The organism is Methylobacter sp. BlB1 (assembly GCF_015476545.1).
Classification (GTDB): Bacteria; Pseudomonadota; Gammaproteobacteria; order Methylococcales; family Methylomonadaceae; genus Methylobacter.
This window is the reverse complement of sequence record NZ_JADMKV010000025.1, coordinates 39330-59038: the sequence shown is the minus strand read 5'-3', so window position 1 is coordinate 59038 and position 19709 is coordinate 39330. Positions and strand designations below refer to the sequence as shown.

The window sequence follows — 19709 nt, the reverse complement described above, 5'->3', positions numbered from 1 at the left end:
TGCTCAGGCGGCATGACTCACAACCATCGGCCTCCGAAAAATTCGGGGCGGTTCAAATTGAATAATCAGCCAATGAGTGTGTTCAAGATCGGGGAGCGACCATTCGATGCATTTTCCGGCCTTGACCCATATGTCAACAAGCGACTGGCTGTGTGCATAGCGAATTTCGGTCCCATTCCACCTGGGATTTATTACATTGTTGACCGTGAATCAGGGGGTATCTTTGGCTGGCTGTATGACATGTTTGGTCAGCGAGGTGATTGGTTTGCGCTGTATTCAAACGACGGGAAGATAGATGACGAGACGTACTGCAATGAAGTAAAACGAGGCAACTTCCGTTTGCACCCAAAAGTTGGAAGAGGTATTAGCAAAGGTTGCATCACAATTGATCGCCAATCAGATTTCAATACAATTCGGGCTATTCTCAAAGGAGCGCCGAAACAAGCGATTCCAGACTCAACGATTACAGCCTATGGAAAGGTGGTTGTCAGATGAGTTGCACGAAGAAGACCATCCTCCTTCTCTTGTGGTTGGTAGTCGCAACTCATGCCTATGCATACATCTGGAGTACCCATCTGGACTTGTTCCCCCAACTACCAGAGAAGTTGGGGAGATGGATTGCGGAGCTGACAGGAACGGCCGAATCTGAAGACATTGAACAGCTTACTCTGTATTACATCTTCATTGTTTCATTCATTGTTGTTACTGTTGCAACGTCTATCGGAGCAATCGTTCTTTGGGCATTTAGAAGAGGCAGGAAGTTGTGCTAGCAAATCGTTCCTGCCGACCGTCAAAAAGCTGCGCTTTTTGTCTTCTGCTGAATTCGAGCGTGGGCAGTTAAGTTTCGTTGCGCTGATTGATTCGGTTAAAAATACTGGTGCTGCCATTGAAGCCATTCCTTACACGATGGCCGTAGAACTTCGCGGCATTGCTTTGCGGTTAGCAATTGAGCAGGAATTCGAGGAAGAAGGCTGTGTTTCTAATCCAAACCAAGCGCTTGCATAACTGAAGGAGTGGCTGATCCGTGCCACAGACTAAGAGCTCTAGCCCGCCGCTCAACCGGACACTCTTGGCGTCGCATCGGTTAGCAGCACGTTAAGCCTCACCTAGCAGGGAAAATCAATGCCAAAGGAAATATACATATTTTTAGGGGCTGTCATTGGAGCGCTTGCCGCGTATATCACTGCAAGGGTAACAGGAAGAAACCAAATCCGGATTGCCGAGATAAACGCTAACAAAGATATACGGCTTCAAGACGAAAAGTTACTTGATGACCGCATCAAGTCGGAAGTATGTCTAGAAAGAGAGAAACTTGAGAAGCTACACGTAATCCTCTCAGCCATAGCTTTAGAAAACTCACAAACCATGAGTTATATACAATCAGATTCTGATATGTCCCTAGCTGAGTACAGAACTAGATACCTGTCTAACTGTGCGCGGCTACATGAAGCTCAAGCAATCTCAGATGTCTACTACCCAGAAATGAGCAACTCTCTCAATACCATTTATGGTCAATCAAATATATTTTGGGGGTGTCAAGAAGGATTGCTTCGAATAAACATCAATGAAAACAAAAGCGCTTGGAGCGCTCACCTACAGGATACTCTAAAGGCTGGTAAAGAAATTTCAGACCATACCAGACTGTTGCAGTATAAAATTTCTGAAAGATCTGAAGAGCTTAACAAAGCGTTGCACCGGACAAGCCGGTGAACGCGGCGTTGGACATAGCCAAGAAAGGATCACAAATGCCAAATGCCAGTAAAATATTATGCTTCACAATGTTACTAACCTTGCCGTACCTGAGCGCCTGTGCTCAAGAATCCAAGAAAGAGAACATCATCCTAGGTGAGTGGGCCAGAAGCAAAGCCGAATGCACACGTCCCGAACTAAAATTTACCGAGACACAACTCGACATTCACATTGATGCCGATGGAGCGCCAGTTGCTTTTGAATATAAGAACATTGGTTACGTACAAAGTCCCCTGCGTATACTTGTGCAGTTACATGCACGACACCCCTACAGCAAGACCCTAGACAAAAATACGCTGCTTTTCGAAATAAAAAACAATGATAGTATCTCAATGCAACACTTAAAGATTAAAAACACTGAATTCGTCCGATGCCCCACCAAATAAAAGATTTAATAAGGAACGTCCATAGATTATCCACTCACTTCACGTTAGACGAACTTACCAAGACCTCATGTGGCCTACCAAATAATACAACTTCACCTGTTATCGTCAGCAATCTTCAAGCCGTTTGTGCCAACATCCTAGAGCCTGTCAGAGCGCACTATAAAAAGCCGGTAATCATTCATAGCGGGTATCGAAGCCCCGCCGTAAATACTGCAATTGGCGGAAGCAAGACATCACAACATTGTCGCGGAGAGGCCGCAGACTTTCATGTGACCGGGCATTCAGTGTACGAAGTTGTAAATTGGATTTCGGAGAACCTAGATTTTGATCAACTAATACTGGAAAATTTTGTCCCCAATATTATGAATTCAGGCTGGGTCCATTGCTCGTATAGCAAACGTAATCGTAATCAAGAAATGACGAAATTCAAAGGGTCTGGTAAGTATTACCCTGGAATTATATTACACAAATAGCCCAACAAGTCAGTCAAAGGGGCGCACCGCCGGTTGGCGGTTTTGGAGTTCAGTTTTTCATCAAGATTGGGCGGCTCTGTTTACTCAGTGAGCGGCGCTCTCTTTGCCATAACGTTGGCAAATAAAACTTTACCAGTGGCATACACATGGTAAATGAGAATATGAGAATAAGCACTGTTGGCCTACTAGCACTACGGCAACGCGAGGGTGTAGCACTACGCTACTATAATGATGTAGCTAACAACTGCACATTTGGTATTGGAGGGTTAGCGCATATGGGGCCATGTACAGACGAGGAGCTTAGGCGTCCTGTAAATGAGCAGCAGGTAAATGCTCAATTGGCCCATCATGTGCAAACCGCTGAACAAACAGTGCGCAGAAGGGTTACTCAGCAACAGTTGTCCCAAGAGCAGTATGACGCACTTGTAAGTTTCACTTTTAATGTTGGAGCTGGAGGAGCGCGTCAGACACTAGATGCAGCCAATCGCGGAGCCAACAACGATGTGATAAATCATATGAACCAGAATATTTATATTCATCCGCGTGACTCAGCAGGCAGGAGACAACGGGCTATACGCTCACAAGGCCTTGTTAACCGCCGTAGGGAAGAGTCTGCTCCTTTTTCTGGGCAATAAATTACACTTTGCATATAACATGAATGTACTTTCAATTATTCTGAGTCTCACTTTGGCCTTAGCTCCTACGTCCTCGTACTCACAAGAGCCAAGTTGTGCAAAAGAGTTAGGCAAAAAAAAATCTCAAACATTAGTTAACTGGTGTTTAGAAGTCACTCCAGCTACGCATCCACCTTGTAATTTAGAAAATTCGTGCGATCTAATCGTAGGAGAAATACGGCGGGGCTGTCGCTTACTTATAAATGATAAAAATCGCCCATATTATTGCCTTTTAACTTACAACATTAAAACACCGTAATGCCCGACAATGCCATCCAACACGGGCGAGTTGCGCTCCTTACCTTTGCGTTAGGCCACTTTTAAACACATCGAAGACTCAGAAATGCTCGAAATATCGCCGATGCAAGAGAATGATCGCTCGCAATGGGACAAATTGGTTCGTGAATACATGGCGTTCTACAAAACAGTAAGAACTGATGCGGAGTACGATGCCCTATGGCAACGAATCACTGCGAACCGCGAGATACATTCTGTCGGCGCTCGCATCAGTGGTGTTCTGGTTGGTTTCTCCCATTACCTATATCACAGCAGTTGCTGGAGTTCTGACGTTTGCTATCTTCAAGACTTGTTTGTCGATAAAGAGAGCAGAGGCAGAGGGATTGGGCGTGCGCTCATCGAGCATGTGGCATGGCAGGCCAAATTAAAAGAGTCGCCAAGGCTTTACTGGCTGACGCATAGCTCCAATGAAGTTGCTAGGGCGCTGTACGACAAAGTAGCGTCACTCGCCGGCTTTATTCGGTACGAAAAATCATTAGTGTGAGCGCACATCAAGGGTACCGGCCTAACTTGACGCTGCATCGAACTCCGCTTCTCCGTCAGTGAGCTTTATCGTTAGGCTCAACTCATAAATCGAAAAGGAAAGATAAATGTTTGAATGTAGTTTTGAATTGAACGGCAAACCGATGAGCGATTTCAAGATAGGTGCAATGTCATTTCCAGCTTTCTCCGGTCTTGGTCAAAATGCCAATAAACGTCCGCTGGCCTGCGTGAAAGGGACAGGACCAATTCCGCCAGGAAAATACTTCATAGTCGATCGCGAACCTGGAGGCCGTCTTGGTTGGCTTCGCGATCTGTTTAATGAACACGGAGAGTGGTTTGCACTTTATGCAGACGATGGGCAAATTGATGATGAGATATTTTACGATCAGGTAAAAAGAGGTAACTTTCGTCTTCATCCGAAGGGCTCACTTGGCCGTAGCGAAGGGTGTATAACAGATAAATGAACTCTCTCATTTCCATCAAATTTGTGCCATCCTTCGTGGCAAGTCGCCAAAAGCAATTCTTGGCAGTGCTCTGAAGGCGTGCGGATGGTTACGGTCAAATGAAAAAGTGGTTAATTAGAGTTGCTATAGGCTTTCTCATCTTGTGTACAACTGTGTTGCTAACCAAATTTTGGTACTCGAATCCAGATAGTTTTCCGTCTCCACTGAGAAACATCGGTAACGCTGTCATTGACTGGCTAGGTGTGCAATCCGCTGAGGGTTCAGCAGATGTCGAGTTAGTCTATGTTTTACTTCTGGCGTTTCTTGTAGTGAGCGGCATATTTTGTGGTTGCCTAGCTTGCTGGAAGCGTTTTTATAGCGGCCACGGTAGGTTCGGGTGAGTTACGAATGACAAATTCCATCTCCGTCCAACTCAATACAAAAAGCACGGGGATTAGCTTTACGCTAGAAAGAATAAGGACAAAGGCTCAGCGTCATGAAAGTAATTGGTCTCGACCACGTGCAACTGGCCATGTCCGCAGGTGCGGAAGCTCGCGCGTTCTATGAGGGACTCCTTGGATTGAAATAGATTCCGAAACCAGCCGGAATCGCATCACGGGGAGACGTCTGGTTTCAATGCGAAAACTTGCGCTTCACCTTGGGATCGAGCGGGCTTTCAGCCCCGCTAAGAAAACGCATCCGGCACTGGCTATCGAGGGTTACGCGGAACCTTTAAGCACGCTTGCAGGTGCGGGTTATGAGCTTCAGGGGAATGCTTCGATTCATGAAGTCACACGGCGCTTCAGGTCCGATCCATTTGGTAATCGCATTGAACTCATTTCAACCGACGCAGTTCTCTAGCTCCTCATTCGACCTGGACGCGCACAAGGCGCGCGCCGGCTAATTTGAACGTTAATTGCCATAAGGACTATCAACCAATGCACATTGCCATTCTTACATTTCAAGGCTTCAATGAACTCGACTCTCTGATTGCTCTCGGCATCCTGAATCGCATCAAGAAACCAGACTGGCGGGTGACGATCTGTTGTCCAGAGCCAGAAGTTACATCTATGAACGGTGTCACTGTACATGCGCAGTCAATGCTTGAGGATGCCACCTCGGCTGATATCGTTATTGTTGGGAGCGGGGCTCAGACGCGACAGATTATCAGCAATCCCGAGTTGATGGGTCGGCTCTCCCTTCATCCCAAACGCCAACTTATTGCCGCGCAATGCTCAGGTGCGCTAATTTTGGCCAAGCTTGGGTTGCTAGGCGCTGTTCCTGCATGTACGGATCTGACGACAAAACCGTGGGTACAAGAAGCGGGTGTTGCGGTTCTGGACCAGCCATTCTTTGCTCATGGCAACATCGCGACCGCAGGCGGATGCCTCGCTTCATCTTACTTGGCCGGCTGGCTCATTGCGAGAACCGAGGGATTGGAAGCCGCTTCTGCCGCGCTCCATTACGTCGCTCCGGTTGGGGAGAAAGAAGCTTTCGTCGCCAATGCACTCAAAAACATTGAACCTTATTTACCTACTGCGACGACACCGGACAAATTGTTCCAGCCGACCGCTTTCTGCTACGCTCCAAGCGTCGACTGAATTCAACGTTGAACACCTTAAGGAAACTAATGCATGTCTCCGAGTGAGTTAGAGAAATATCTTCACGACCACATCCCCCTTTCAAAGGCAATGGAAGTCGGCGTAATCCAGGTACAACCTGAAACCGTCATCCTGAGCGCGCCTCTTGTGCCGAACATCAATCACCGCGATACCGTCTTTGGCGGAAGCGCGTCCGCCGTAGCAATTTTGGCAGCGTGGTCTCTGCTGCACACCCGTTTGTCCGGCGAAGGCATAGCAAGCCGCTTGGTCATCCAACGGAACACGATGTCTTATGAGTTGCCAATAGACGGAACATTCACCGCTGAAGCAGCCATCGAAAGCGCTGAAGCCTGGGGGCAGTTTCTTCACATGCTCAAACGCCGGGGTAAGGCCCGAATCACAGTCACCTCTGTATTGAATTTCGGCGGTAAAGTAGCGGGGCGATTCGAAGGTGAGTTCGTGGCGCTGGGTGCAACAGGTACCCAACCCATCATTTCACCGGGTGTTGCGTGATAAAGCGGCGCAGCGCCGGCGAATTTAGACGTTATGCAGTTACTCGAGAAGAAAAATGTACTAATTTTCAGATAAAAGCATGTTAAGCCGGAGGCGGATGTCTTATGAAAAGCGAAAAAGAGAAGATGCTCTCAGGCGAGCTTTATAATCCCCTCGACTCGCAACTGTGCCGGGAGCGTGACCGTTGCCGCGACCTCTGCCTGCTGCTCAATGCTACCCGAGAGGATCAGAAGGAAGAGAGGCGGCGTCTGCTTGCTGAGCTTTTTGGAAAGGAGACGGACGCCTGGATTCAGCCGCCCTTTTTCTGCGACTACGGCACAAACATCGTCTTGGGCGCTAAAGTTTTCTTCAACTTCAATTGCGTGGTGCTCGATGTCGCACCGGTGACCATCGGCAGCAACGTGCTCTTTGGTCCTTCAGTGCAGATCTACACGGCCACCCATCCAGTCAATGCCGTCGAACGCCGCAAGTGGCTCGAATCGGCCAAGCCGATCACCATTGGCTCTGATGTGTGGGTGGGAGGCGGTGCAATCATCTGTCCGGGGGTGACCATTGGCAATAGATCGGTCATCGGTGCAGGAAGTGTGATCACCCGTGATATTCCCTCCGACGTGATTGCGGTAGGAAATCCAGCCCGCGTCATCCGCGCGCTTCCTCCTGAAGCCTCGGAGAGCGCCTGAGCAGAGCAAGTTCGAAGATGCAAACCCGTGGCGGATTGGCTTCAGCAATCCGCCATCATCAGTTTCGGCGATTTTGCAAGCCGCACCACGGGCGTTAGAACCTTTAAGCCTGTGCGGCCACTGCATTATGATTGAAAGATTGTTTACCCCACCCAAACCCTGGCATTTCTGAACATGCGCATCCACGCGCCATACTCCTGCCAGTCATCCGGATGCCATGAATTCTGCAGCGTCCTGAAACAACGCTCGGGGTGCGGCATCATGATGGTGAACCGGCCGTCAGCCGTGGTCAGGCTGGTGATGCCGAACGGCGAACCGTTGGGGTTGGCCGGGAACTGCGTCGTCACTTCGCCGTAGTTATCGACATAACATAAGGCCACCGCGCCGGCATCCAGGGCCACGGCGGGGTCCGCGGCGAACTCGGCACGGCCTTCGCCATGCGAAATCACTACAGGCATTCTGGAGCCTTCCATGCCGGCAAACAGAATGGACGGCGATTTTTTAACTTCGACCAGGGCCACGCGCGCTTCGAATTGCTCGGAGGTATTGCGCATGAAGCGCGGCCAGTGATCGGCGCCGGGGATAATGTCTTTCAATCCCGACATCATCTGGCAGCCGTTGCAGACGCCCAGTCCGAACGTATCCTGGCGCTGGAAAAACGCCGCAAACTCATCACGCGCACGCGGGTTGAACAGGATCGATTTGGCCCAGCCGCCGCCCGCGCCCAATACGTCGCCGTAGGAGAAACCGCCGCAGGCCACCAGTCCCCTGAATTCAGCCAGGCTGACGCGGCCTTCGATGATATCGCTCATATGCACGTCGATACTGGTGAAGCCGGCGCGGTCGAACGCCGCCGCCATTTCGACATGGCCGTTGACGCCCTGCTCGCGCAGAATCGCGACCTTGGGCCTTGCCGCAGCCACGAAAGGCGCGGTGACATCGTCGTTGACATCGAAAGTCAGCCGGACATTCAGGCCCGGATCATGGTCGTCGGCGATGCGCTCGAACTGTTGCCTCGCGCAGTCCGGATTGTCGCGCAAAGCTTGCATGCGATAGCTGAGCTCGGACCAGACCGTCTGCATTTCGGCGCGGCCGGCTGAATAAACCAGTTTGCCGGCATGACTGATCGACAATTGCGGCTCTTCAATGACGTTACCGATAACGTAAGTGCAATCTATTAAGCCGGCATCGCGTAGCAGGTCGATGACTTCTTCGCAATCGCTCTGGCGAACCTGTATCACGGCACCTAGCTCTTCATTGAACAAGGCCGCCAAGACATCATCGCCCAGATGGTCCAGCGTCATCGATACGCCCAGACGTCCGGTGAACATCATTTCGGCGACCGTAGCCAGCAGACCGCCGTCGGAGCGGTCGTGATACGCCAGCAGCTTATCCTGACTGTTCAACTCCTGAATCGCATCGAAGAAGGCTTTGAATAAAGCCGGATCATCCAGATCGGGGCACTCGTTGCCGAGCTGTTTGTAAACCTGCGCCAGCACCGAGCCGCCTAGGCGGTTTCTGCCCGCGCCCAGATCGATCAGAATCAGCGCGCTGTGCTCGCCCGGCGTAGTTCTCAACTGCGGCGTCAAGGTCTTGCCGATGTCGGACACCGGCGCGAACGCGGTGATGATCAGCGACAACGGCGAGGTCATGGTTTTCTCGCCGGCCTGGTCTTTCCAGACCGTCTTCATGGACAGCGAGTCCTTGCCTACCGGTATGGCGATGCCCAACTGCGGACACAAGTCCATGCCGACCGCCTTGACGGTATCGAACAAGGCCGCATCTTCGCCCGGGAAACCTGCCGCCGCCATCCAGTTGGCGGACAGCTTGATTTTCTGCAATGAATCGATGCTTGCCGCCGCCAGGTTAGTCAAGGCCTCGCCTATCGCCATGCGCCCCGATGCCGGCGCATCGATCACGGCAATCGGCGTACGCTCGCCCATGGCCATGGCTTCGCCGGTCAAGGCATGAAAACCCGAAGCAGTCACGGCCACATCGGCGACCGGCACCTGCCAGGGGCCGACCATCTGATCGCGCGCCACCAGGCCGGTCACGGAACGGTCGCCTATATGAATCAGGAAGCTTTTGTCGGCGACGGCCGGAAACGACAGCACACGTCTGACGGCTTCGTTCAGCTCGATGCCGCTCGTATCCAGCGCGCTCAATTGCGGCTGCACACGCTCCGCCTGACGGTGCATTTTCGGCGGCTTGCCGAACAGTACCGACATAGGCAGGTCGACCGGCTTATCGCCGAACCAGGCATCGTTCAGCACTAAATGCTCTTCGTCTGTCGCTTCGCCGATAACCGCGTACAGGCAATGCTCGCGTTCGCAGAAGGACTTGAACAGTTCCAGGGATTCGGGCTTGATGGCGACGACATAGCGCTCCTGCGCTTCGTTGCACCAGATCTGCATCGGCGACATGCCTTTGTCGGCATTGTGCACGTTGCGCAATTCGAAGCGCCCGCCGCGCTCGCAGTCGTGGATGATTTCCGGCACGGCATTGGACAAACCGCCCGCGCCGATATCGTGGATGGAAACAATCGGCGTCTCGCCACCCAGGGAATTGCAATGGTTGATGACTTCCTGGCAGCGGCGCTCCATTTCTGGGTTCTCGCGCTGCACGGAGGCGAAATCGAGCGTTTCTGAACTCTCGCCGGAAGCCTGCGACGAGGCCGCGCCGCCGCCCAGACCAATCAGCATGGCCGGACCGCCCAGAATGATGATCAGCGAACCGGCCGGAATCGGCTGTTTCTTGACCAGCATCGGGCGAATGTTGCCCACCCCGCCCGCGATCATGATCGGTTTGTGGTAGCCCCTGAATTCATTACCGTTACTGCCCGGCGCAGGCTGCTCGAAACTTCGGAAATAGCCGGCCAGGTTGGGCCGGCCGAATTCGTTATTGAAGGCCGCGCCGCCGATCGGGCCCTCGAGCATGATGTCCAGCGCCGATGCGATGCGGTCAGGCTTGCCGTTATCTTCTTCCCAGGGCTGGATATACTCGGGCACCTTCAGATGCGATACGGAGAATCCGGTCAGGCCGGCTTTCGGCGTGGAGCCTCGCCCGGTCGCGCCCTCGTCCCGGATTTCGCCACCGGAACCGGTCGCCGCCCCAGGATGCGGTGAAATGGCCGTAGGGTGGTTATGCGTTTCCACCTTCATCAGCACATGCGCCTCTTCTTCGACATAGGCATATTCATGCGTTTGGGCATCGCGAATGAAAACCTGGGCGGAATGGCCTTCGATCACCGACGCGTTATCGCTGTAGGCCGACAGGATGCCTGCCGGGCTTTTTTCGGCCGTGTTGCGTATCATGCGGAACAGCGACTGCGCCTGCGTCACGCCGTCTATGGTCCAGTCGGCATTGAAGATTTTGTGGCGGCAATGCTCCGAGTTGGCCTGGGCGAACATCATCAATTCGACATCGGTCGGGTTTCTGCCGAGCGCCTTGAAGCTGTCGGTCAGGTAATCGATTTCATCGTCCGATAACGCCAAACCCAATTCAACATTGGCTTTGACCAGCGCTTCACGGCCCTGCTCGATGATCGCCACGCTCAGTAAGGGTTGAGGTTCGTGATAGGCAAACAGATCCGGCTCGGCTTCGCCGTATACCACAGCCTGCGTCATGCGGTCATGCAGCAAGGCCGCCAGGCGTCCCTTGACAGCAGCAGAAAGAGGCACCTGGGTATCAAGCCCATATTCAATGCCCCGCTCGATACGGTTGACGGCGGACAAGCCGCAACGCTGAGCGATCTCGGTCGCCTTGCTGGACCAGGGCGAAATCGTGCCTGACCGCGGAATAACCAGCAAACGCTCAGTTCCACCAATCTCAGCCGGTAGAGAAGAACCATAGGACAGCAGCTGATCCAATACTGCTTTCTGGCTGTCATTCAGATCATTTTCCAGGTCGACGAAGTGCACAAACCTCGCTGAGACCGTCTTGACCGTTGATTCGATTGCCTGCAGTTCAGCCAGCAGTTTTTGAACGCGAAAGTCAGAAAGAGCAGAAGTTCCGGGGATTTTTAACATAGGAAATAAGAGTGAAGAATTAAAAAAATAATCTTTGGGGCGGCTCCAGCCGCCCGGCTTTGCAAGTGCGCTTTGGGGACTTTTGTATAGACAAATTTTTTGCGCATATGCACTCGGCGCAATGCCAAACGAAGCTTATTCAGACTGATCGGCTGTCAGAGTTTCCTGTAACAGGGTCAGTAATTTCAACCCCGGGCCTTCGGTTATCGGTTGCCGGTCTTTATCCAGAACAGCCACTTCGGAGTGCCGGTTGTTGGCTACCAGTTTGAGAATATATTCCTGCTCATTAGCCTGAACGCCTTTGAACATAAAAACGACCTCATCCCATAGCGATCCGTCTTCTACAGGCTGTTCATCCGGATCATACTGGACACGATACAGCGCATCTTCCTGATTGCGCTCGATGACTTCCACCGACTTCCGGCTTAACGCCTTGCCGACCATGCGCCAGGCCCTTGAGACCGGCGCACCGATGCGTAAGCGGGTCGCTCCGCTTTCGAATTTAACCAGTTCAACCGGAATGACGCGCGGTGTCTCGGCCTCCTCTTCCGCCGGAGGCTCAACGGATGTTGTCTGCGTCTGTTCAGGCGCTGACACTTCAACCGAATCCGCAGCCGGAACGCTTAACGCCGCATTCTTGTCCAGATCGGGCGGCAGTTTCAGCGGTGGAATTTCCGTGGTGAACTGATAATCTTTTTCCTTGTCCGGAAAATAACTTTGAATAGTGGAGCAAGCCGTCACACCGCCCAACACAGCCGCAACAACAACGAGCGAGCCTAATCTGGATTTCATCATGGGCTTATATAACTTCCGCCTGACGCATCGCCTCGCGTACGACGTCAAAACAATCTTCGGTCAGCCAGGTCAGCGGCAGGCGTATGCCTTTGCCCATCAAGCCCATTTCGGCAACGGCCCATTTGACCGGAATCGGATTGGATTGAATGAACAGATTTTTATGCAAGCCCGCCAGCTTGGCATCAATTGCCGAAGCTGTCTCGCTATCGCCTTTAATCGCCGCCATAATCATCTCGTGGACCAGTTTGGGAGCCACGTTGCCCGTTACGGTAATTGTACCGTTGCCGCCCAACAGGCAGAATTCACGGCTGGTCGCATCGTCGCCACTGTAGAGGGCGAAATCATCTCCTGTTAAATCGCGGATTTGTTTAACCCGGGACAGATCGCCGGTCGCTTCCTTAACGCCGACAATATTTCCGATATGGGACAGACGGCCCACCGTTTCAGGCAGCATATCGCAGGCTGTGCGGCCCGGCACGTTGTATAAAATCTGGGGAATATCGACAGCTTCGGCGATGGCTTTGTGGTGCAGATATAAACCTTCCTGAGTCGGTTTATTGTAATAAGGCGTCACGAGCAAACAGGCATCGGCGCCGGCTTCCTTGGCCCGGCGTGTCAGGGCAATAGCTTCAGTGGTCGCGTTCGCACCGGTTCCGGCGATAACGGGGATTCGGCCGCCGGCATAATCGACAACCAGCTTGATGACTTCACAATGCTCATCTTCGTCCAGCGTCGCCGACTCGCCTGTCGTACCTACTGCAACGATCGCATCTGTCCCCTGCTCAATATGATATTCCACCAGTTTTTTCAGACTGTCCCTGTCTACCGCACCGCTTTCATCCATCGGCGTTACTAAAGCTACGATACTACCTTGAATCATGAATTCTCTCGATCAGAATTAAACTGTTACAAAATTGCCGCCATTATACCAAGCTAATAAGCAAAACTCAGCCCGTAAGCACAAATTACATTGCAACTTCAATATTTAGCCAGAAATCTGTCCAGGGCATTGGCAAAATCCTGCTTGTCCCGCTGCCCGAACGGCGCCGGTCCTCCCGATACTTGGCCGGCGCTGCGCAATTCGTCCATGAGATCGCGCATGGCTAGCCGATCCTTGATGTTGTCCTTGGTATAAAATTCCCCGCGCGGATTAAGGGCATGGGCATTTTTCGCTATGACATCGGCAGCCAGCGGAATATCGGCGGTGATCACCAGATCGCTTTCCTGTAAGTGCTGGACTATATAACGATCAGCCGCATCAAAGCCGCCCGGCACCTGCACCGAGCGAATCACTCGCGACGGCGGCACAGCCAGAAAGTGATTGGCGACAAGAATAAGCGCAAGCTGTCTGCGCTCAGCCGCGCGAAACAGGATATCCTTGATCACATTAGGACATGCGTCCGCATCCACCCAAATTCTCATATCCGTCCTTTAAGCTCCGATCAATTTATGCAAATACCACTATAATGCGGTATAATGTTTAGTTAAACAAACATTTCTCAGCGCGCACGCGCCTTCTTTGCTCCTACAGGTAAATCCATGTCCAACGATGTTTCAACATTACCCTCTTTCCGTGACTTAGCGCTGAGCGAACCGGTGCTACGCGCACTGGATGATGTCGGTTATGAAACACCTTCGCCGATTCAGGCACAAACTATCCCGCATTTGCTGGCAGGCAGAGACGTACTGGGCCAGGCGCAAACAGGCACCGGCAAAACCGCAGCCTTCGCGCTGCCTATCCTGTCGCGCCTGGATCTCAAGCAAAAAGACCCGCAAGTCCTGGTGCTGGCGCCGACACGCGAACTGGCCATCCAGGTGGCGGAAGCATTTCAGCGTTATGCCGCACATTTGAAAGGCTTCCATGTATTGCCCATTTACGGCGGGCAGGATTACAGCTCTCAGCTTCGCCAACTCAAGCGCGGCGCCCATATCGTAGTCGGCACGCCGGGCCGAGTCATGGACCACATGCGCAAAGGTACGCTGAAACTGGACGGCTTAAGTTATCTGGTGCTTGACGAGGCCGACGAAATGCTGCGCATGGGCTTTATCGATGACGTGGAATGGATACTTGGGGAGATCCCTGAAGAGCGGCAGATCGCCTTGTTCTCGGCGACCATGCCGTCGGCCATCCGCAAGATCGCGCAGGAATATCTGGTTGACCCGCTCCAGGTCACCATCAAAGTCACGACCACCTCGGCTGAGAACATACGGCAACGCTACTGGATGGTCAGCGGCGTGCACAAACTGGACGCGTTGACGCGCATCCTGGAAGTCGAAACCTTCGACGGCATGATTATCTTCGTCAGAACCAAAACCGCAACCGTTGAATTGGCCGAGAAGCTGGAGGCGCGCGGTTTTTCCGCCGCCGCTATCAACGGCGACATGTCGCAGGCCTTGCGCGAACGTACAATTGCCAACCTGAAAAACGGCAAACTGGACATTTTAATTGCTACAGACGTGGCGGCTCGCGGTCTGGACGTAGACCGCATCACGCATGTCGTCAACTATGATATCCCGTACGATACCGAATCCTATGTTCACCGCATCGGCAGAACCGGCCGCGCGGGACGCACCGGCGATGCCATTCTGTTTATCGCGCCGCGGGAAAAAAAGCTGCTCGCCAACATAGAAAAAGCGACCAAGCAAAAAGTTGAAGAGATGGGCCTGCCTTCGACCGAAATCATCAACAACAAACGCATCGCCCGCTTCAAACAGAATATTACCGATACGCTGGCGGCGGAAGAGCTCAGCTTTTTCAGCCAATTGCTGGAGCAATACCAGCAGGAACATAACGTCTCGGCGCTCGAAATAGCCGCCGCTCTGGCTAAAATGGTGCAAGGCGATACGCCGCTGTTGATGCAGCCGCCTAAAAAGACCAAAGAAAGCAGAGAAGAAAAGCCGTCCAGATCGGAACGATCATCCAAGGAAGAACGGGCGCCAAGAGAGCGCAAATCAAGACGCGGCAGCGCAGACATCGAAATGGAATTGTTCCGCATCGAAGTCGGCCACAAACACGGCGTAAAACCCGGCAATATTGTCGGCGCCATAGCCAACGAAACCGGCCTTGACGGCGAGCATATCGCACGCATTAAAATTGAAGACGATTACAGCATGGTGGAACTGCCCACAGGCATGCCCAAGGCATTGTTTCAGGAACTGAAGAAAGTCCGGGTGGTAGGCCAACCTCTGAATATATCAAGAGTTGGGCCGGGGTCCGAAAAAACGGACAATGACACTAAAAAAGCGGCAAAAAGCAAAAAACGGATGAGTTCCACATCCAAGCGCGCCAAGTCAAAAGCCACTGATTGATAAAACACACTAAGGGCGACCAACCGGTCGCCCTTCGACCCACATAATCTTACTGATTCCAGATACAGGCGCCGCCGCTGGCTTTATCGATAGCTTCCAAACGCTGCTGATGCGCCTGCAGCTCTTCTTCATCACAGCGAATAATTTTCAGTGCGGGACGGTCAACCGACAAAGCACTGACCACCCGGCTCATGCCGACTTCTTCCTGTTCCGCCAGATCTTCATCAAGCAAGGAAAACTGACCGCCGGTCATGACCAGGAATACATCGGCCAGAATCTCGGCATCTAACAACGCGCCGTGCAGATCGCGGTGGCTGTTATCGATACCATAGCGTTTACAAAGCGCATCCAGGCTGTTTCTCTGCCCTGGGTGCTTCTTGCGGGCATAGGTCAGGGTATCGAACACCTCGCTGTAATCGGCGACGCTGCCGGTTCCGTTATTGAGCAGCGAAAATTCATGATTGATAAACCCGACATCGAACGGCGCATTATGAATGATCAGCTCGGCGCCGCGGATAAACGCGATAAAATCTTCAAAAATATCCTCAAAACGCGGCTTATCCTCTAAAAATTCATTGGTAATGCCATGCACCTCGATGGCGCCCTGATCAATGATGCGGTCGGGATTGATATAAACATGAAACCGGTTCTGCGTTAACCGGCGATTGACCAGCTCCACGCAGCCGATTTCAATGATTCTGTGTCCTTCCTGGGGATTAAGGCCCGTGGTTTCGGTATCGAGGACCACTTGCCTGATTTTCGGTCTTGTCATTTCTACTCTTCAAAATTTAAACAAAACGTTCGGGCTCACTGTCCTGCAAACGCACCGCCATGACATCGCAATTGGCGTCATGCAGAACACTATTGGCCGTTGACCCCAACAACAATGCCAAGCCATGCCGGCCATGCGAACCCAGTATGATAAGATCGACTTTTTCGCGCTCGGCAACCGCTACAATCTCCTGATGAGGCACGCCCCAGACCAGCCAGCGATTAGCATGCTCAACACCTGCCTCATCCGCTATTTGAATCAGACGGGATTTTTCCACTTCCAGCAGATCATAGCCCGAATCCTGATCCAGCGGAATCACGGCGCCATAAGGCATATCAGGCATGGGAATATTATCCAGCACATGAATAATACTCAGCCTGGCCCGGTATTTTTTTGCCAGCGCCTTGGCTTTTCGAGCTACCGTCCCGTCATGCCCGGAATAATCCACGGCCAGTAAAATATGCTGGTAATCACCCATGACTGCCTCTGCTTCTCTAAATTCAGTCCCAAAAAGCCAATATCGCCGATCAGCCTATTTAACAAGAAAATCCCGCATCATGCCCATGTCTTCATGCTCAAGATTATGGCAATGATACATGAATACCCCTTTATAATCGTTGAATGGCTTCAGGACCGTAACTTTCTCCCCCGGCATGACCAGCATGGTATCTTTCCAGCCGCTGTCAACAAAGCCCGCCTCGACAGTCTCATATCCCGCTCTAAAGCGCGGATCAATTTCACGCTTCAGCACCTGAAATTGCTCGCCATGCATATGCATGGGATGCGGCATTGACATCATCATGCCGCCCATACCCATGCTACCACTAAAACCATTATCGAATGCGATAGCCTGCAGGGTATTAACCGGAATAATCTCATCGTCCCGAATATCATCCATTGCGTAAGAGCGGCCATTCAGCAAGGCAGACATATGACGCATGGATAACAGAATGTTTCTGGGGCTGTCGGCATTAGCCGCATCCTGCAGGCGCAGCGGTTTTATAGTGGACAAACGCTCAGGCAGCTTGTCCTGCGCCTGCACCTGTTTGGAAACCCTGACCTTCAATACGGCATAATCACCGCCTAAAGGCAAGTCGCCGCCGGACATCATGCCGCCATGCATGCCTCCCATCATCCCGCCACGCATTCTTCCCATCATGCCCATGCCGCCATGCATGCCTCCCATCATGCCGCCGGACATGGAGCTATCAAACGAAAGACTGCGCAAAGTCAGTTCGGTCCCTACCGCTTTACCGCTGAAATCCATCCAGATCTCGCGCCGCTCGCCTGGGGCCAGCATGATATAGGCGTGCCGTTCCGAGCGCTCCAGCAGACCGCCATCGACACCAATGACAGTCATAGGCGTACCGTCATCCCAGGCCAGCTTATAAATACGCGAATTGGAACCGTTCAGCAATCTCAGACGGTAAGCCCGGCTGGCAACCGGCAAGACATAATCGGGCTGACCATTGACCACGATCTGATTGCCCAGAAATCCCTGCATGCGCTGCATCATGTGATTGTTATAATACAACTGGTTTTGGTCATCGAAAGTGCGGTCCTGAATAGCCAGGGCCACATCGTATTCGCCCTTAGGCAGATCCAAAGCCTGTTCTTCCTCATCACTGACGATAAAGAGCCCTGCCAGGCCCGAATAGACCTGCTTGGCAGTGACGCCGTGCGTATGAGCGTGGTACCAATAAAATCCGGCACGATTCAGGACTTTGAACTCATAAACGAATGTCTGACCCTGATTAATGGCATACATGGGATTGCCGTCCATTTTGGAAGGAACATGTAAACCATGCCAGTGCAAAATGGATTGTGCCGGCAAATTGTTCTTCAGGATAATCCTGACTTTCTGCCCTTTTTGCAACTGTATGGTCGGCGCGATATAGCTCTCGGCATGATTAACTATAGCGGTTTTAGGGCCTCTCAGGACTTTGCCGAAAACTTTCCAGACCCGCGTTTCAGGCCCTCTGAAAATTGGGATATCGACAACTTCCTGCTTTAATTCAATCTCCACATCCGGATCAAAATCGCTTGATGCCTGATTGCCCATCCCTATCATGCCTTCCGCATATGATAAAAACGGGTAAGCTGCGGCCATTGCAGCCGTCAGTCCAGTAAATTTCAACAATCTGCGGCGTTGAATATTAATCATGCTTGGCATTTGCATACTCCCAACTATTGAGCAAAATAAGTTTATGAGAATCTTTTAATACACAAACTCCTGCATGTAAAGCAGATTCTCAGCTTCTGCTTTTGCCATCGTTTGATTTAAATGTGGAAAACCTGGAGAAGCCTAAGGCGATGCGACTGTCGCTATCTTAGCAAAGCTAGTCCTTGCCGTACTTCAGGTAATGATTGCCTGACAATTACGACGCCACTTGAATGACAAGCTCTTGATTAACAAGCGACTATTTCAATTAAAGAAACAAGTTATCTAATTTTTCAGGCATTGTTAATACAGGAAATATCCGTATAGTTTTAATTGCAATTCAAACGACAGATTTAAAACCATGAGGATATTGATATGAATAATTTTCAAAAAGATATTCTGATCGGCCTGATCTTCATCAGCGGTATTCTTGGCTTTATTTCAGGCGAATTTATTATTTCGACCGTACTATTTGCATCCGCAGCTATTGCCAGCAACGTCATGCATTATGAACAGTAATGCTGCAGCTGCACAGCTGGCTAAGTTTTATTTCGATGCGAAACAGCAAAACAATGACTTTATCCCGTCATTTTGTTTGAAGAAGCTCCCGGTGTAAGCACCGGGAGCCTTTTTTATCACGATCTCGTCAAATTAATGCCGATTGCCGATGTAAGAGCCAGCGGCTGCGCCTAAACCGGCTGCAACCGGATCGCCTTGGCCGATCTCATAGCCCAAAGCGCTGCCTAAGACGCCGCCGACCAGCCCTGCCCCGGTACGCTGATCATAGGCAGGATAAGGTGCCGGATAGTAATTAACCGGCGGTTGAGGATAGTAATGATGAACCTCAGGCTGCGCATAGTAATGATGAACAATTTCGCGCTGGGGGTAATAATGATAAACCTCTGCATGCGGATGATAATCCCAGCCATGATGGTGATGCCCATGGTGATGATGGTGATGACCATCAGCAGATGCGAAAGAAGAATATCCAGCCATTACCAAAGTCAATTGCGTCAGGATGAATAATTTTTTCATTGTATCCCTCTTTATTGTGATTCAGTAAAACCTAGTCGGAAGATACCGTTAAGCTTTTTTAATTATTTTAGTGCAATTCTAGAATTTGTTTCTTAACACTAGCTGAACACATTTTCATTGTAGAAACACATTGAAAATGTGGGTTGGTTTTATCGGGACTTTTTTAATGCGGGCTGCGAGTTTGTTATGGAGGAGTCCTGCTGACGAGCAGGCCAAAACAAAAAAGGCCCCGATAAATCGGAGCCTTTGGAATTCATGGTGCCCAGGGGCGGAATCGAACCGTCGACACGAGGATTTTCAGTCCTCTGCT

Annotated in this window: 21 protein-coding genes; 13 read left to right on the top strand and 8 right to left on the bottom strand. The window is 51.5% G+C overall.

Going from position 1 to position 19709, the window contains the following annotated elements; translation table 11 throughout:
- The 11 genes from IT781_RS11580 to IT781_RS11530 form a co-directional block, all read left to right on the top strand.
- On the top strand, positions 1-495 hold a 495-nt coding region (locus IT781_RS11580; protein ID WP_228779088.1), incomplete at its 5' end, for a DUF2778 domain-containing protein.
- A 159-nt stretch (positions 496-654) separates the two neighbouring features.
- Positions 655-1005: a hypothetical protein gene (locus IT781_RS11575; protein WP_194970316.1), complete on the top strand. Its 351-nt coding sequence runs from the start codon at positions 655-657 to the stop codon at positions 1003-1005.
- 117 nt (positions 1006-1122) lie between these two features.
- Positions 1123-1710 (top strand): hypothetical protein, encoded by a 588-nt coding sequence (locus IT781_RS11570; RefSeq protein ID WP_194970315.1) that lies wholly within the window; start codon positions 1123-1125, stop codon positions 1708-1710.
- On the top strand, positions 1707-2135 hold the full coding sequence (locus tag IT781_RS11565) for a hypothetical protein (protein ID WP_194970314.1): 429 nt from the start codon (positions 1707-1709) through the stop codon (positions 2133-2135). Before IT781_RS11570 ends, IT781_RS11565 begins: the two co-directional genes overlap by 4 nt.
- Complete coding sequence (locus IT781_RS22855) at positions 2120-2608, top strand: D-Ala-D-Ala carboxypeptidase family metallohydrolase (protein ID WP_194970313.1); 489 nt, start codon at positions 2120-2122, stop codon at positions 2606-2608. Before IT781_RS11565 ends, IT781_RS22855 begins: the two co-directional genes overlap by 16 nt.
- A 146-nt stretch (positions 2609-2754) precedes the next feature.
- Complete coding sequence (locus IT781_RS22850) at positions 2755-3243, top strand: lysozyme (protein WP_194970312.1); 489 nt, start codon at positions 2755-2757, stop codon at positions 3241-3243.
- A 382-nt stretch (positions 3244-3625) separates the two neighbouring features.
- On the top strand, positions 3626-4063 hold the full coding sequence (locus tag IT781_RS11550) for a GNAT family N-acetyltransferase (protein ID WP_194970311.1): 438 nt from the start codon (positions 3626-3628) through the stop codon (positions 4061-4063).
- 106 nt (positions 4064-4169) lie between these two features.
- The gene (locus tag IT781_RS11545) at positions 4170-4526 is read left to right on the top strand and encodes a DUF2778 domain-containing protein (RefSeq protein WP_228779087.1); all 357 of its coding nucleotides are present in this window, start codon (positions 4170-4172) and stop codon (positions 4524-4526) included.
- Between the two features lie 917 nt (positions 4527-5443).
- Complete coding sequence (locus tag IT781_RS11540; RefSeq protein WP_194970310.1) at positions 5444-6106, top strand: DJ-1/PfpI family protein; 663 nt, start codon at positions 5444-5446, stop codon at positions 6104-6106.
- 33 nt (positions 6107-6139) lie between these two features.
- On the top strand, positions 6140-6619 hold the full coding sequence (locus IT781_RS11535; protein ID WP_194970309.1) for a YiiD C-terminal domain-containing protein: 480 nt from the start codon (positions 6140-6142) through the stop codon (positions 6617-6619).
- Between the two features lie 104 nt (positions 6620-6723).
- On the top strand, positions 6724-7299 hold the full coding sequence (locus IT781_RS11530) for a sugar O-acetyltransferase (RefSeq protein WP_194970308.1): 576 nt from the start codon (positions 6724-6726) through the stop codon (positions 7297-7299).
- Between the two features lie 143 nt (positions 7300-7442).
- On the opposite strand, the gene purL is transcribed toward IT781_RS11530, so the two are convergent.
- From purL to IT781_RS11510, 4 genes are all read right to left on the bottom strand, one after another.
- Entirely contained in the window at positions 7443-11327 is a 3885-nt protein-coding gene (purL, locus tag IT781_RS11525) for a phosphoribosylformylglycinamidine synthase (RefSeq protein ID WP_194970307.1), read from the bottom strand.
- A 135-nt stretch (positions 11328-11462) separates the two neighbouring features.
- Complete coding sequence (bamC, locus tag IT781_RS11520; protein ID WP_228779086.1) at positions 11463-12122, bottom strand: outer membrane protein assembly factor BamC; 660 nt, start codon at positions 12120-12122, stop codon at positions 11463-11465.
- A 4-nt stretch (positions 12123-12126) separates the two neighbouring features.
- Positions 12127-13002 carry a 4-hydroxy-tetrahydrodipicolinate synthase gene (gene dapA, locus IT781_RS11515; RefSeq protein ID WP_194970306.1) on the bottom strand — a complete coding sequence of 292 codons (876 nt, stop codon included), beginning with the start codon at positions 13000-13002 and terminating at the stop codon, positions 12127-12129.
- A gap of 98 nt (positions 13003-13100) precedes the next feature.
- On the bottom strand, positions 13101-13544 hold the full coding sequence (locus IT781_RS11510) for a YaiI/YqxD family protein (RefSeq protein ID WP_194970305.1): 444 nt from the start codon (positions 13542-13544) through the stop codon (positions 13101-13103).
- A 117-nt stretch (positions 13545-13661) separates the two neighbouring features.
- Between IT781_RS11510 and IT781_RS11505 the strand changes: the two genes are divergently transcribed.
- Positions 13662-15431: a DEAD/DEAH box helicase gene (locus tag IT781_RS11505; RefSeq protein ID WP_194970304.1), complete on the top strand. Its 1770-nt coding sequence runs from the start codon at positions 13662-13664 to the stop codon at positions 15429-15431.
- Positions 15432-15480: 49 nt separating this feature from the next.
- Here the strand turns inward: IT781_RS11505 and dnaQ are convergent, their stop codons facing one another.
- The 3 genes from dnaQ to IT781_RS11490 are packed head-to-tail and all read right to left on the bottom strand — an operon-like array spanning position 15481 to position 18376.
- A complete protein-coding gene (gene dnaQ / locus IT781_RS11500; RefSeq protein WP_194970303.1) occupies positions 15481-16203 on the bottom strand; it encodes a DNA polymerase III subunit epsilon in 723 nt (240 codons plus the stop codon).
- A gap of 16 nt (positions 16204-16219) precedes the next feature.
- Positions 16220-16681 (bottom strand): universal stress protein, encoded by a 462-nt coding sequence (locus IT781_RS11495; RefSeq protein ID WP_194970302.1) that lies wholly within the window; start codon positions 16679-16681, stop codon positions 16220-16222.
- A gap of 54 nt (positions 16682-16735) precedes the next feature.
- Entirely contained in the window at positions 16736-18376 is a 1641-nt protein-coding gene (locus IT781_RS11490; protein WP_194970301.1) for a multicopper oxidase family protein, read from the bottom strand.
- Positions 18377-18739: 363 nt separating this feature from the next.
- On the opposite strand from IT781_RS11490, the gene IT781_RS11485 reads away from it, so the two are divergent.
- Entirely contained in the window at positions 18740-18883 is a 144-nt protein-coding gene (locus IT781_RS11485) for a hypothetical protein (RefSeq protein WP_194970300.1), read from the top strand.
- A 132-nt stretch (positions 18884-19015) separates the two neighbouring features.
- Here the strand turns inward: IT781_RS11485 and IT781_RS11480 are convergent, their stop codons facing one another.
- Positions 19016-19399, bottom strand: coding sequence for a hypothetical protein (locus IT781_RS11480; RefSeq protein WP_194970299.1), 384 nt, complete (start codon positions 19397-19399; stop codon positions 19016-19018).
- Positions 19400-19709: the final 310 nt, after the last annotated feature.

What these genes read in the sequence shown, in the direction of transcription:
- IT781_RS11545 (WP_228779087.1), top strand. Translation starts at nt 4,170, where the DNA reads ATGTTTGAATGTAGTTTTGAATTGAACGGCAAACCGATGAGCGATTTC.
- IT781_RS11550 (WP_194970311.1), top strand. Translation starts at nt 3,626, where the DNA reads ATGCTCGAAATATCGCCGATGCAAGAGAATGATCGCTCGCAATGGGAC.
- purL (WP_194970307.1), bottom strand. Translation starts at nt 11,327, where the DNA reads ATGTTAAAAATCCCCGGAACTTCTGCTCTTTCTGACTTTCGCGTTCAA.
- IT781_RS11505 (WP_194970304.1), top strand. Translation starts at nt 13,662, where the DNA reads ATGTCCAACGATGTTTCAACATTACCCTCTTTCCGTGACTTAGCGCTG.
- IT781_RS11530 (WP_194970308.1), top strand. Translation starts at nt 6,724, where the DNA reads ATGAAAAGCGAAAAAGAGAAGATGCTCTCAGGCGAGCTTTATAATCCC.
- IT781_RS11540 (WP_194970310.1), top strand. Translation starts at nt 5,444, where the DNA reads ATGCACATTGCCATTCTTACATTTCAAGGCTTCAATGAACTCGACTCT.
- IT781_RS11570 (WP_194970315.1), top strand. Translation starts at nt 1,123, where the DNA reads ATGCCAAAGGAAATATACATATTTTTAGGGGCTGTCATTGGAGCGCTT.
- bamC (WP_228779086.1), bottom strand. Translation starts at nt 12,122, where the DNA reads ATGATGAAATCCAGATTAGGCTCGCTCGTTGTTGTTGCGGCTGTGTTG.
- IT781_RS22850 (WP_194970312.1), top strand. Translation starts at nt 2,755, where the DNA reads ATGGTAAATGAGAATATGAGAATAAGCACTGTTGGCCTACTAGCACTA.
- dnaQ (WP_194970303.1), bottom strand. Translation starts at nt 16,203, where the DNA reads ATGACAAGACCGAAAATCAGGCAAGTGGTCCTCGATACCGAAACCACG.
- IT781_RS11490 (WP_194970301.1), bottom strand. Translation starts at nt 18,376, where the DNA reads ATGCCAAGCATGATTAATATTCAACGCCGCAGATTGTTGAAATTTACT.
- IT781_RS22855 (WP_194970313.1), top strand. Translation starts at nt 2,120, where the DNA reads ATGCCCCACCAAATAAAAGATTTAATAAGGAACGTCCATAGATTATCC.
- IT781_RS11495 (WP_194970302.1), bottom strand. Translation starts at nt 16,681, where the DNA reads ATGGGTGATTACCAGCATATTTTACTGGCCGTGGATTATTCCGGGCAT.
- IT781_RS11480 (WP_194970299.1), bottom strand. Translation starts at nt 19,399, where the DNA reads ATGAAAAAATTATTCATCCTGACGCAATTGACTTTGGTAATGGCTGGA.
- IT781_RS11510 (WP_194970305.1), bottom strand. Translation starts at nt 13,544, where the DNA reads ATGAGAATTTGGGTGGATGCGGACGCATGTCCTAATGTGATCAAGGAT.
- dapA (WP_194970306.1), bottom strand. Translation starts at nt 13,002, where the DNA reads ATGATTCAAGGTAGTATCGTAGCTTTAGTAACGCCGATGGATGAAAGC.
- IT781_RS11485 (WP_194970300.1), top strand. Translation starts at nt 18,740, where the DNA reads ATGAATAATTTTCAAAAAGATATTCTGATCGGCCTGATCTTCATCAGC.
- IT781_RS11535 (WP_194970309.1), top strand. Translation starts at nt 6,140, where the DNA reads ATGTCTCCGAGTGAGTTAGAGAAATATCTTCACGACCACATCCCCCTT.